The sequence below is a fragment of the Iamia sp. SCSIO 61187 genome, assembly GCF_019443745.1.
Taxonomy (GTDB): domain Bacteria; phylum Actinomycetota; class Acidimicrobiia; order Acidimicrobiales; family Iamiaceae; genus Iamia.
This window is the reverse complement of sequence record NZ_CP050948.1, coordinates 5,108,517-5,121,175: the sequence shown is the minus strand read 5'-3', so window position 1 is coordinate 5,121,175 and position 12,659 is coordinate 5,108,517. Positions and strand designations below refer to the sequence as shown.

Genomic DNA, 12,659 nt, shown 5'->3' with positions numbered 1-12,659 from the left:
TCGGACCCGGTGGGTGCGCCGGAGGTTACGTCGCGACGAGCTCCGCCGGCCGGGGTGCGGAGGCGGCGGGCGGGTCACCCGGCGTCGGGTCGGGGTCGGGCGGGTCGTCGCCGCCCCCGTCGTCGCCACCTCGGCCCCGGCGGTCGCGCAGCCAGTGGCGTGCCCACCACACGATGAGGAAGGCGACGGCGCCGATCGACAGCACGATCCCGACGCCGGGCACGGCGGTGGACCGCACCGTGTAGTCGACCTCGTCGAGGATGACCTCGCCGTCGGGGGACCGGATGGTGATCTCCATGGAGGAGTCGCCCGGCGCCCGGGTGTGGACCGGGATGCTCACCCGGTTGGGGCCCGGCTCGAGGACCTGCTGGGCGTCGAAGCTGCGGACCTCGACCCGGCTGTTGGACCGCACCTCGACGGTCACCGTGGCCGGCTCGTCGAGGTCGTTCACCACGGTGAGGGGGACGGACCCGTCGCTGGAGGTCAGGGTGACCACCTGGCTCGCCGGCGCCTGCACGGCGCGGAACCGGCGCTCGGTCATGCTCAGGACGATCTCGACCGACCTCGACCGCTCCGGGGCGGTGAGCGACGCCGAGCCCGACAGGAGGAGGCGCTGGTCGAGGGCGCCGACCTCGGCCACGTCGGTGCCGACCATGGCGGCGTAGGAGCCGAGCCGGGCCCGGGCCAGACCGAGCCGCTCGGGGTACTCGCCCAGGTCGACGGGGACGGTGGAGACCAGCTCGCGGGACTCCACGGCGGGGACGGCTTCGAGCAGGTCGGCCAGCGTGACCGGGCGGACGGGCGCGTCCGGGGCGAGGAGCACCTGGCCCATCAGGCCGATCCGGGCCGGCTCCTGCATCCACCCCGGCGGGGGGGACAGGGCGACGCCCTGCGGCTCGGTGGCGCTCGCAGCCCGGATGGCCAGGGAGGCGGCCAGGTCAGCGGCGTCGAGGATCGGGTCGTCGCGGCGGGCCATCGCCGCGGTCAGGTCCGGGTCGGGCACGACGGCCTCGATCGTCTGCCCGGCCCCGGCGGGGATGGTCACCGGGCCGCGCACCGGCTCGGGCCCCAGGGCGCCGGGGGCGACGATGGCGCTGCGGACGCCCACGGACCACAGCGCGGCGGCCGCCGCGGGCGTGAGTCCGGACCGACCGTCCCACGTGCTGCTGTCGACCCGGCCCAAGTGCTCGGTGAGGATGCGGTTGCCCCGCGCCCGCTGCCGGGTCAGCTCGTCGGTGAGGCCGCGCTCGACCCACGGCCCGAGGGGGACGTCGACGTAGGGGCCGTCGACGACCTGACGGGACCGCATGGTGCCCAGCAGGTCGGCGAGGGCCTCGGGGCCGTCCTCCTCGCGGGCGAGGGACTCGATGGCGGCCGGGCGCGGCACGAGGGTCAGCGGGAGGTCCTCGGCGGCCAGGAGGCCCTCGAGCAGGTCGTCGACCTCCTGGGCGATGGCGTCGTCGGGCTCGGGACCGCCGTCGCGGGCGAGGGTCGGGTCGTCGCCCAGCGCCAGCACCGGAGCCACCAGGAGGGGGGCGTCGTCGGCGCCGGCCTCCTCGCCGGACGGGACGCGGGTGAGGGGGACCACGAGGCGGGTGAGGTCGGTGCCGTCGGCGTCGACCAGCTGGATGTCGACCGGGTACACCCCCGGCGGGAGGCCGTCGGGGAGGAACCGCCAGCCCGGTTGGGCGACGTCGGGGGCGTCTCGGCGCAGGCTCACCGCCAGCGTCACCGCCCGGGTTCCGTCGGGCCGGGTGGCGGTGGCGTCCACGGCGACGTCCGGGATCGACCAGCGCTGACCGTCGACCACGCCGAGCAGGGCCCGGGTGTACTCGGCCTCGTCGGCGACCCGGTCGCGGACGTCGGCGGTGATCGTCGACCCGGGCGGCGCACCGTCGAGGGCGAGGGTGAGGTTCCACGTCCCGTCCCGGGTGACCCACGGGGTCTGCGACACGCCCGAGAAGGTGGGGGCGGGGGCGGGGGCGGCCTGGGCGGCCACGGGGCTCGGGACGGCGAGCGTGGGCGGGGCGGCGCCGACCCCGACGACGGCGAGGCACGCCAGCACGGCGGCGAGCCGGCGGGCGATCACGGCGCCAGGGCCAGCGTCAGCACGGTCAGCCCCCGCGGCTCGGGCACGAAGCCCATGCGCCGGTAGAGGGCGTAGGCCCCGTCGTTGCCGACCTGGGTGTTGACCACGGCGACCCGGACGTGGCGGCGGCGGAGCCAGCGCAGGCCGTCGGCGACGAGGGCGGCGCCCACGCCCCGGCGCCACAGCTGCGGGTCGACGGCGAGCCGCTGCAGGTACCCCCGCGACCCCGACCGCCCGGTGACGGCGTAGCCCACGACGGCCCCGTCGTCGCCCTGCACCGCAACGCGGAACCGGGCTGCGGCCGTCGCCGCCAGGGCGTCGTCGAGCCCGCCCCGGTCCAGCCGCCAGAACGGCTCGAAGGCCCGGGCGTCGACGGCGAGGGCGGCGTCGACGTCGATCCGCCGGGCCCGCCGCAGCCGGACCGGGCTGCTCGCGGGGGGCACGTCGACCATGTCGTGGCGGAGCAGGTGGAGGCGGTCGTGGACGCCGAAGCCGGCCTGGAGGAAGGGCTCCTGCTCGAGGTCGGTGAGGGCGCCGGTGACGAGGCGCCGGACGCCCGACCGGGCGGCGCGCTCGGCGAGGGCGGTGATCTCGGCCACCGAGGGCGGGGGGGCGCCGGGGCGGACGGTCACGAGGGTCACGTCGTCGCGGCCCCGCCAGGGCACGGTGCGCACGACGGCGGCCGGGTGCCGGCCCGGGAGCGGCGGTGGGGGCACCGGGGGAGGGGAGGGGATGTCGGCGTCCACGCAGGCGCGAGCCTACGGCCGGGCCGGCTCCGGGGCGGGGCGCCCGGGGTGGGCGGGGATAGCGTCGGTCCGTGACCTTGCTGGTGGCCACCGACCCGCGCTTCGCCGAGCACCAGCCCGGCGCGGGCCACCCCGAGCGCCCGGCCCGGCTCGACGCCGTCGCCCGCGGGATCCGCGCCGCCGGGCTCGGCGAGGCCCTGGTCGAGGTCACGCCCCGCCTGGCCACCGACGACGACCTGGCGCGCGTCCACGACCGTCGGTTGGTCGAGGCGCTCGAGCGCTTCGGCGCGGTCGGCGGCGGCAACATCGACGCCGACACCGCCATGGGCCCCGGTTCGATGGAGGCGGCCCGGCTGGCCGCCGGCGCCGGGCTGGAGCTGATCGACCGGCTCGACGGCGGCGAGGCCGCGGCCGGCTTCTGCGCCGTGCGCCCCCCGGGTCACCACGCCACCATCCGCCGGGCCATGGGGTTCTGCCTGTTCAACAACGTGGCCGTGGCCGCCGCCGCCCTCGCCGACCGGGGCGAGCGGGTCCTCGTCGTCGACTACGACGCCCACCACGGCAACGGCACCGAGGAGGTGTTCTGGCGCGACCCGCGGGTGCTGTACGTGTCGCTCCACGAGTGGCCGCTGTACCCCGGCACCGGCGCGCTCCACGACATCGGCGCCGGCGAGGGCCTCGGCTCCACCATCAACGTCCCGCTGCCGGCCGGCGCCACCGGCGACGTCTACCGCCGGGCCGTCGAGGACCTCATCGCCCCGGCCTCCGAGGCCCACGGCACCACCTGGCTGCTGGTCTCGGCCGGGTTCGACGCCCACCGGGCCGACCCGTTGACCGGGTTGGGCCTCCGGGCCGGGGACTTCGCCGACCTGACCGCCGACCTGCTGGCCCTCGTGCCCGCCGGGCGACGGCTCCTCTTCCTCGAGGGCGGCTACGACCTCGACGGCCTGGCCGACTCGGTCGGCGCCACCCTGGCCCGCGTCCTCGACGTCGACCATCGGCCCGAGCCCCCGACCTCCGGGGGCCCCGGCGCCGACGCCGTGGCCGCCGCCGCCCAGGTCCACGACCGGGCGCGCTGAGGTCCTCAGGAACGTCGCAGGTCAGCCGACGGAGAGAGGCGCGGTCCGTCTGCGCCGAAGCCCACCCCTCCCGGAGACCACCCGCGTGCCCGACCTGGCCCACCTCCTCCACCACCTGGCCGAGCGGCGAGGTTCCGACCTCATCGTCAAGGTCGGCTCACCGCCGCACGTGCGGGTGGACGGCCACCTCCAGCCCACCGACATGCCCACCATGGGCCCGGCCGAGATCGAGCAGGTCCTCACCGAGCTGCTGCCGGTGGCCAAGGCCGAGGAGCTGCTGGAGAAGGGCGAGGTCGACGTGGCCCACGGTGTCGCCGGCGTCGGCCGCTTCCGGGTGAACGTGTTCCGCCAGCGGGGCTCGCTGAGCCTGGCCATCCGCCGCGTCGTCCCCGGCGCCCCCGCCATCGCCGACCTGAACCTCCCCGCCGCCGTCGAGAAGCTGGCCATGGAGGACGCCGGCCTCATCGTCGTCGCCGGCCCCGCCGCCTCGGGCAAGACCACGACCGTCGCCGCCATCCTCGACCACGTCAACGCCACCCGCGCCCGCCACATCGTCACCATCGAGGACCCCATCGAGGTCCTCCTGGCCGACAAGCGCTCGCTCGTCAGCCAGCGCGAGGTCGGCAGCGACGCCACGTCGATCTCCGAGGCCCTGCGCCGCGTCGGCCGCCAGAACGCGGACGTCATCTTCGTCAGCGACATCCCCGACGCCGCCACCGCCGAGCGGGTCGTGTCCGAGGCCCTCTCGGGCCGGCTCGTCGTCGTCACCATGGCCGCCCTCACCGCGGCCGAGACCATCTCCCGCCTCGTCGACTTCTACCCGCCCCACCTCCAGCGCCAGGCCCGCTACTCGATCGCCCAGGTCCTGCGGGGCGTCATCGCCCAGCGGCTCCTCGACCGGGTCGACGGCCGGGGCCGGGTGCCCGCCGTCGAGGTCCTGATCGGCACCCAGAAGATCACCGAGGCCATCGCCGGCGGGGCCGACGAGGCCACCCTCGAGGCCCTCATGCGCGAGGGCGAGTACCACGGCATGCAGAGCTTCGACCAGGCGCTGCTCAACCTGTACCGGGACTCGACCATCAGCGTCCGTGACGCCGTGGCCGCCGCCTCCCGCCCCGAGGACCTCCGCATCGCCATGCAGCACGCCGGCATGGCGGCGGCGTACTGAGTCTCTCGTCAGACCCCTCGCTTCGCTCGGGCTCTTCCTCGAGCTGAGCGTGCCTCGCTGCGCTCGGCGCTGAAGACCTTCCCGGCGGCGGACGGCTCGTTCCTCGCCGCCACGCTCGCCTCGGCGGGGGGAGATCCCCCGCACCCCCCTGCGGCTGCGCCGGGCCGGACCCCGGTGCGGGCCATCCACCTCATGGGTGGGCGGGCGTCGTCTGGGCTCGTCTCGTCCGGCTCCGGGTGATGCCCGGTTCAGGCCTCGGCAGCCGTCTCGGCTGTTGGCGGGGTGACGGTGTTCTCGGCCCACCAAGCCGCCCAGCGGGTCTCGAGGGCGGCCACGGCGGCGTCGTCGAGGGCGTAGGTCGAGGCGATCGCCATGGCCGAGCTGCTCTCGTCGGTGCCGCCCGGTTGGGCGGCGGCGACGAGGAGGCCGTCGCCCCAGCCGTCGACGGTGAGGCCGACCTGGCGCTCGGACCGGAACCACACCGTGCCGGCGAGAGCGTCACCCGTCGCCAAGGTGGCCTCGTAGCGCTCGCCCACCGGCACGTCTCGCACCGCTGCCAGGCCGAGCGTCGCCAGCGGGTCGGCCCCGGGGAGCAGGCCCATGGCGAAGGCCGTCCGGCGAGGCTGGCCCGGGTGGTGGGCGGCGGCGAAGGCGAGGGTCTGGAAGAACGTCAGCCAGCCCTCCTCGATGTGGTCGATCTCGGCGTGGAACACCTCCCAGCCGGCGTCGCCCACGTCGATCACCCGGGTGACCCGCACGACGGCCTGGCCCGAGGCGTCGCGGACCTCGATGAGGTGGGCGCCGGTGCGGAGGGTGCGGGCGGCATCGTCGACCTCGATGGACGGGTCGAGGCCCTCGGGGAGCTCGGTGCCGGCGGGCACGTCGCCGTGGAAGATGAGGGCGATCTCGTCCTCGATCCCCGGGTGCTCCCAGCCGAACCAGCGGAGGATCTCGTCGGGGTCCCGCAGGGCGTGCCAGACGGCGTCGGCCGAGGCGGCCACGGTGACGGACAGGTAGGGCTCGCGGCTCACGGGGTCTCCTCGGGGGGGCGGGACGCGGGGGCAGGGACAGGGGCAGGTGCGGGGTGCCCGCCGGCGACCACGCGGTAGGGCCGGCCGTCGGGGTCGTGGAACTCGGCGACGACGGCGGCGACGGCCTCGGCCAGGCGGTCGGTGAAGCGGGGGACGTCGGCGGGGGCGGCGAACGCGACCTCGGCCTCGAGGGTGAAGGCCAAGAGGCGCGTGCCCTCCTCGGCGGCGGCGGCCTGCATCCGGCTCACGTCGCGCACCACGCCGGTGGCGGCCGTCATGAGGTGCTCGGCGGCGTGGCGGTCGTCGGAGGTCGGGCCAGCGCCGAGGACCGACGGGTCGACCACGAAGGCGTCGGCCCGGGCCCGGAGGATGCGCTCGGTGCAGCCCCGGCGGGGGCGCTCCTCGACCAGCTCGAGCAGGCCCGCGGCCTCGAGGGCCCGCACGTGGTGGCCGACGCGCTGGCGGGGGAGGTCGAGGGCGGCTGCGACCTGGCTGGCCGAGGCGGGCTGGCGGAACCGCTCGAGGAGCTCCCGTCGGAGGGGGGAGAGGGCGAGCCGCACCCGCTCGGGGTCCTCGAGCAGGGCGACGGTGGGCGGCGGAACGGGCCCATCCTCCAATGGACAGGAAGTCCTGTCAATGCACGGACGGTGCCAGGCACCATCCTTGGCCCGATCCGGCCTCGGGGCGCGACGGGGCCCGCAGGTACCGTGGACGGGTGATCCCCGACCGCTTCCAGGCGACCCTCGACGAGGTGCGGCCGCTGGCCGACGCCTTCGTCGCCGCCGGTCACCGCCTGTACCTGGTCGGCGGGGTGGTCCGGGACCACTTCCTCGGCGTCGAGCGCCGCGGGGCCGACGATCTCGACCTCACCACCGATGCCCGCCCCGACGAGATCCTCGCCGTGGTCGGACCCCTGGCCCAGGCCGTCTGGGAGCAGGGCGCCCGCTTCGGCACGATCGGCTGCAAGATCGGCGGCCGGCTCTACGAGATCACCACCCACCGGGCCGAGGCCTACAGCGACGACAGCCGCAAGCCGCAGGTGGTGTTCTCCGACTCGGTCACCGACGACCTGGCCCGCCGCGACTTCACCGTGAACTCCATGGCGCTCGAGGTGGGCATCGCCGAGCCCCGCCTGGTCGACCCCCACGGCGGCGCCGCCGACCTGGCCGCCGGGATCCTCCGCACGCCGCTCACCCCCGAGGAGTCGTTCTCCGACGACCCCCTGCGGATGATGCGGGCGGCGCGCTTCATCGCCGGCTACGGCCTGACCCCGACCGACGAGCTGGTCGCCGCCGTCGAGGCCATGGCCCCCCGGCTCGAGATCGTCTCGGCCGAGCGGATCCGCGACGAGCTCGACAAGCTCATCGTCGTCGACGATCCCGCCGCCGGGCTGTGGTTCCTGAACGACACCGGTCTGGCCGAGCAGTTCCTGCCCGAGCTGCCCGCCATGCGGCTGGAGATGGACCCCATCCACCGCCACAAGGACGTCCTGGCCCACACCATCGCGGTGGTCGGCAAGGTCAGCGCCGTCGACGACGAGGGCCAGCCCAACCGCATCACCCGCCTCGCCGCCCTCTTCCACGACGTGGGCAAGCCCAAGACCCGCTCGTTCGACAAGGGGAGCGGGGTCAGCTTCCACCACCACGAGGTGGTCGGCGCCCGCATGACCCGGGAGCGGATGCAGGCCCTGCGCTACAGCAAGGACGACATCGAGGCCGTCAGCCAGCTGGTGTTCCTGCACCTGCGGTTCCACACCTACCGGCTGGGGTGGACCGACGCCGCCGTGCGCCGGTTCGTCCGCGACGCCGGGCCCCTCCTGCCCCAGCTCATCGAGCTGACCCGCTGCGACTGCACGACGCGCAACCAGCGCAAGGCCCGCACCCTCGCCGCCCGCATGGACGAGCTCGAGGAGCGCATCGCCGTCCTCGAGGCCGAGGAGGAGCTGAAGGCGATCCGGCCCGACCTCGACGGCCAGGCGGTCATGGACCGCCTCGGCGTCCCGCCCGGCCCGATCGTGGGCCAGGCCCTGGCGTTCCTCCTCGAGCTCCGCATGGAGGAGGGCCCCCTCGACCCCGACGAGGCCGGCGCCCGCCTCGACACCTGGTGGTCGGAGCAGCGGGATGCACGCCCGTAGGGCCCCACTCCTGGTGCGCCTCCAGGGTGGTGGGCGGGGTCGGAGGACGTGGGCCCAGCAACAGACCTGACGCCATGTCACGGTTCCGGGGGGCCGGGGCGTGTGAGGGGGAGATGGTCGAGGTCGAACCCACCGCCGCTCCGCCCCGTGCGGACATCGACGACGTCTTCCGGGCGTGCCAGCGCGACCTGCTGCGCACCGTCGTCCCCCTGACCGGAGGGGATCGGGCGGCGGCCGAGGACATCGTCGGCGAGGCCTTCGCCCGGGCCCAGCGCGAGTGGCACCGGGTCGGGGGTTACGACCGGCCCGACCTGTGGCTGCGTCGCGTGGCTCTCAACCTGGCGATCAGCACCCATCGCACCCGCGCCCGCCGGCGGGCACGGCCGCTCGCTCCGACCCCCGAGGCGACGCTCGACGACGCCTCGGTCGAGGTGCTCGATGCCGTCCGCTCGCTGCCCGAGCGCCAGGCCCAGGTCGTGGTGCTCGTGTACTTCGCCGGCGAGACGGTGGCCAGCGCGGCGCGGGTCCTGGGCATCGCCGAGCCCACCGCCCGCACCCACCACACCCGCGCCCTGGCCGCCCTGGCCTCGACGCTCGCCGACGAGGAGGACCGCTGATGCCCACCACCACCGAGGTCGAGGCCCGACTCCGCCGCACCGCCGAGGCGTGCGAGCACCTCGTCGAAGACCTTCTCGATCGCGACCTGACCCGACCGCCCGACATCACCGGGCCCGCCCGCCGCCGCGAGCGGGCCCGCGGGCGGTGGCTCGCGGCGGCCGCCGTGCTCGCCGCCCTCGCCGTCGGTGCCGGTCTGGTCGCGTCCACCCGTGATGCCGGCCCGGCCCACGAGGTCGCCGCCGGGCGCGGCGTCAGCGACGTCGGCGGCACGGTGCCGGCCCCGCCGGGCGAGGGCCTGCTCCTGCCCGACGGCACCCGGGTCGACGTGGTCGTCCCCGGCCCCTCCGCCCACGAGCCGGAGGGTGGCTTCGTGAGCCTCGATCTCGACGGCCTCCCCGACCCCCGGAGCGTCGAGCTCCAGCGCGGCACCATCGCCGACCTCGTCACGGCCGGGGCCACCGTCGAGCAGGATCTGGGCGAGGGTCGCGCCGTCGTGCGGGAGGGCAATCTGACGTCGGTGGCGGTCGCCCACCACGGGTGGTTGGCGACCATGGTGGTCGCCACGGCGTACGGCGGCGACGAGGACCTCCCGGCGAGCGCCATCGCCGAGCTGGGTCGCGGCCTCGCCTTCGACGTCAGCCCCGAGGGGCCGATCGGTCTGCGGGGCCCCGGGGTCACGGTCATCTCCGCCTCTCGCCGCCTCCGAGGGGCCGGCGGCGCCGGCGTCAGCGTCACCTGGTCGGGGGGCGGCCTCATCGCCGGCTGCGCGTCGCCGCCCCCGCCGTGGCGCTGCTTCGCCGACGGCACGGTCCTGGTCCAGGTCGACGGGCCCGCCGCGGCGGCCGAGGCGCTCGTCGCCGAGGTGAGGATCGAGGCTGTCGACGGTGTGGAGCGCCCGCCGCTCTCCGAGGTGCTGCTGATCCCCCTGCCGACGGGCGACGACGTCGATGTCGAGCTCCCGGTCGGTCTCGGCTGGCAGATCCTCGCGGTCTCGGCGCGGGCCCGGGTGGACGGTGAGGAGACGGTCCACACGGTGACGCTCACCCCCGTGACCCCGGGCCCGCCGCGGGGCCCGGAGGTGGTCGATGAGGCCGGGACGACCGATCTGCTCCTCGAGCGCGACGGCTGGCGGGTCACCCTCCCGTTGGCGGCGGACGGGGCCGACCTCGTCGCCCGCGACCGCTGGGAGGCCCTCCGGACGTCGCTGACCATGGAGGTCTCCGGCGCGGGCGTGAGCGAGCTCGCCGCGGAGGGGCTGATCCTCCTCGACGCCAGCGTCGTACTGGGCCCGCCCGAAGGGACGGACGATCGGCTCCGCATCGACGTCGACTCCACCGACCCACCGCCCTGCACGCCGTCGCCCGGTACCCGCTGCCTCTACGAGGACATGGTCGTCGGGGTCGGGACCGGTGCCGTCGGGCAGGAGGTCCTCGCCGAGGCGCGGGTGACGGGCATGGGCAGCCACAGCTGAGCGAGCCGGGCCCGGGCGCTCGCGCTGGTACCGTCGGCTGCTCGTCACCGGCTGGTCCAGGGGGATCCGTGTCGCCGCTCGATCGTCGTCGCTTCCTTCTCGGTGCGGCCGGGACCGCCGGTCTCGTCGCCCTCGCCGCCGCCTGCTCGTCCGGCGATGACAGCGGTGGCGGCGACGATGAGGGCGGCGGCGGTGACGCCGCAGGGGCGGACGATCGCGACGAGGCTGCGGCCGTGGTCGCGGCGCCGGGCTCGGCGGGGCTGATCGACGAGGAGCTGTGGCAGGAGCGGGTCGAGGCCTACCTCGCCTTCGCCGGGGGCGAGGAGCACCCCGACAACCCCACCGGCATCGCCGTCCACCTGGTCCGGGCCCGTCGCGACGACGCCTACACCTGGGGACGAGACGACGTCAGCGTCGACTCGCTGGCCGAGGTCCTCCAGAAGATCGACGACTGGGAGGACACCCGGGACTTCGACCTCATGTACCTCCACTGGCTGTGGGCGCTGGGGCGGGGCGACACCGACATGACGTCGCTGCCGCAGCCGGTCCTCGACGCCATCCGGGAGCGGTTCGTGGCCAACCGCTACCGCTACGACGACCCGCTGCCCGACGACCGCCTCGACAACCTCTGGTACTGGTCGGAGAACCACCGGCTCATCACGCTCACCGACGAGTACCTGGCCGGCCAGTGGTGGCCCGACGACACCTTCACCGTCACCGGCCTCAGCGGCGCCGAGCACCTCGAGCGCTCCCGGCAGCCCATCCTCGAGTGGATCGACGAGCGGTCCCGCTTCGGCTTCTTCGAGTGGCACAGCAACGTCTACATGCTGAAGAACATCACGCCGCTGGTGACGTTGGTCGAGCTGGCCGACGACGCCGAGGTCGTCGCCGCCGCGGCCATGACCCTCGACCTGTGCCTGGCCGACGTGGCCGTCCACCTCCAGGAGGGCAGCTACGCCGCACCCCACGGGCGGACCTACAAGAAGGACAAGATGACGGCCCGGCACGAGGCCACCTTCGGCTCGGCCAAGCTCCTCTTCGACGACACCGCGTTCGACTACCGGTCGACCACCGACACCGGTGCGACCTACCTGGCCGCGGCCGAGCGCTACCGCGTCCCGCAGGCGCTGGTCGAGGTGGCGACGTCGACCGAGACCAGCGTCGTCCGCGAGCGCCACGGCATCTACGTCGACGCCGGCGCCGAGATCACCGACGAGGTCGAGGCCCCCTTCGGCTACGACTTCGAGGACCCGGCCACCATGCCCTTCTGGTGGTCGCTCGGGGCCGTCGGGATGTGGCAGACCACCCGGGTCAGCGTGGCCGAGGCCACCGAGCACCGGCTGTGGGACACCGAGCTGTTCGTCGAGATCAAGGTCCTGGCCGACCTCAACGGCCGTGACCCCGAGCGCATCCGCGAGTGGGTGCGCGAGCGCCGGGCCGTCGTGAACTTCGGCTTCCTCTCGGAGGCCAACACCTACGCCTGGCGCCACCCCGCGGTGTCGCTGGCGTCGGTGCTCGACCACCGCTTCGGCGAGATGCGGGACCAGGTCCACGCCTGGAAGGCCCAGGTCGACGCGGACGCCCTGGTGTTCACCACCCACCCGGTGACCGACGTCGAGCAGAGCACCGAGTGGCGGGACGATGCCGACCCCGGGTACTGGACGGGCGAGGCGTCGATGCCCCGGTCGGCCCAGCACGAGCGCACCGCCATCCACATCTACCAGCCGGCCTGGGACGAGGGCACCGACCCCCTCCTGTGGTCGGTGTTCGGCTACCAGCCCTTCACCCACGCCTACGTCCCGCAGGACCGCTTCGACGCCGTGACCCAGGAGGGCCACTGGACCATCGCCCGCAAGGGGGGCGGGTTCATCGGCCTCTGGTCGTGGCGGGCACCGACGTGGCGCGAGCACGACCCGGCCGTCGTGGCCACCGACGGCATGACCCAGCCGTTCGACCTGGTCGCCGAGGGCGGGCCGGACAACGTCTGGATCGTCGAGGTCGGCACCGACGACGACGGCTCGCTCGACGACTTCGTCGCCGCCGTCACCACGTCCGAGCCGGTCGTGGAGCGGACCGAGGACGGCTTCACCGTGGAGTGGGAGTCCCCGTCGTCCGGCGTGGTCACCTTCGGCTCGGAGGGGGCGTTCACCGTCGCCGGCGAGGAGGTCCCGATCGCCGACCACCCTCGCCACGAGTCGCCGTGGGGCACCACCGAGCGGCTCGACCAGACCTTCGCCCTCGCCGCCGGCGACGCCTCCCTCGCCCTCGACTTCACCGCCATGACGCGGGACCTGGAGTAGCGGCGCGCAGGCCGTGCCATCAT

10 protein-coding genes are annotated in these 12,659 nt (G+C 75.1%); 6 read left to right on the top strand and 4 right to left on the bottom strand.

Annotation, left to right across the window (positions count from 1 at the left end; all coding sequences use genetic code 11):
* Window positions 1-25: 25 nt before the first annotated feature.
* Together HC251_RS24655 and HC251_RS24650 are read right to left on the bottom strand one after the other, a co-directional pair.
* On the bottom strand, window positions 26-2,089 hold the full coding sequence (locus HC251_RS24655) for a DUF6049 family protein (protein ID WP_219943265.1): 2,064 nt from the start codon (window positions 2,087-2,089) through the stop codon (window positions 26-28).
* Window positions 2,086-2,835 carry a GNAT family N-acetyltransferase gene (locus HC251_RS24650; RefSeq protein ID WP_219943264.1) on the bottom strand — a complete coding sequence of 250 codons (750 nt, stop codon included), beginning with the start codon at window positions 2,833-2,835 and terminating at the stop codon, window positions 2,086-2,088. Before HC251_RS24650 ends, HC251_RS24655 begins: the two co-directional genes overlap by 4 nt.
* Window positions 2,836-2,906: 71 nt before the next feature.
* Between HC251_RS24650 and HC251_RS24645 the strand changes: the two genes are divergently transcribed.
* Window positions 2,907-3,914 (top strand): histone deacetylase, encoded by a 1,008-nt coding sequence (locus HC251_RS24645; protein WP_219943263.1) that lies wholly within the window; start codon window positions 2,907-2,909, stop codon window positions 3,912-3,914.
* An 85-nt stretch (window positions 3,915-3,999) separates the two neighbouring features.
* Window positions 4,000-5,082: a type IV pilus twitching motility protein PilT gene (locus tag HC251_RS24640; protein ID WP_219943262.1), complete on the top strand. Its 1,083-nt coding sequence runs from the start codon at window positions 4,000-4,002 to the stop codon at window positions 5,080-5,082.
* Window positions 5,083-5,330: 248 nt separating this feature from the next.
* Here HC251_RS24640 and HC251_RS24635 read toward each other — a convergent pair whose 3' ends face one another.
* Both HC251_RS24635 and HC251_RS24630 read right to left on the bottom strand, forming a co-directional pair.
* Window positions 5,331-6,113: a hypothetical protein gene (locus HC251_RS24635; RefSeq protein ID WP_219943261.1), complete on the bottom strand. Its 783-nt coding sequence runs from the start codon at window positions 6,111-6,113 to the stop codon at window positions 5,331-5,333.
* The gene (locus HC251_RS24630; protein WP_219943260.1) at window positions 6,110-6,730 is read right to left on the bottom strand and encodes a helix-turn-helix domain-containing protein; all 621 of its coding nucleotides are present in this window, start codon (window positions 6,728-6,730) and stop codon (window positions 6,110-6,112) included. The genes HC251_RS24635 and HC251_RS24630 overlap by 4 nt, the downstream gene beginning before the upstream one ends.
* A 101-nt stretch (window positions 6,731-6,831) precedes the next feature.
* Here HC251_RS24630 and HC251_RS24625 point away from each other — a divergent pair, with 101 nt between their 5' ends.
* The 4 genes from HC251_RS24625 (at window position 6,832) to HC251_RS24610 (ending at window position 12,636) form a co-directional block, all read left to right on the top strand.
* A complete protein-coding gene (locus HC251_RS24625; protein WP_370651324.1) occupies window positions 6,832-8,247 on the top strand; it encodes a CCA tRNA nucleotidyltransferase in 1,416 nt (471 codons plus the stop codon).
* 113 nt (window positions 8,248-8,360) lie between these two features.
* The gene (locus HC251_RS24620) at window positions 8,361-8,864 is read left to right on the top strand and encodes an RNA polymerase sigma factor (protein ID WP_219943258.1); all 504 of its coding nucleotides are present in this window, start codon (window positions 8,361-8,363) and stop codon (window positions 8,862-8,864) included.
* Entirely contained in the window at window positions 8,864-10,336 is a 1,473-nt protein-coding gene (locus HC251_RS24615) for a hypothetical protein (protein WP_219943257.1), read from the top strand. Before HC251_RS24620 ends, HC251_RS24615 begins: the two co-directional genes overlap by 1 nt.
* A 68-nt stretch (window positions 10,337-10,404) precedes the next feature.
* Window positions 10,405-12,636, top strand: a complete 2,232-nt coding sequence (locus tag HC251_RS24610; RefSeq protein WP_219943256.1) for a hypothetical protein — start codon at window positions 10,405-10,407, stop codon at window positions 12,634-12,636.
* Window positions 12,637-12,659 lie beyond the last annotated feature (23 nt).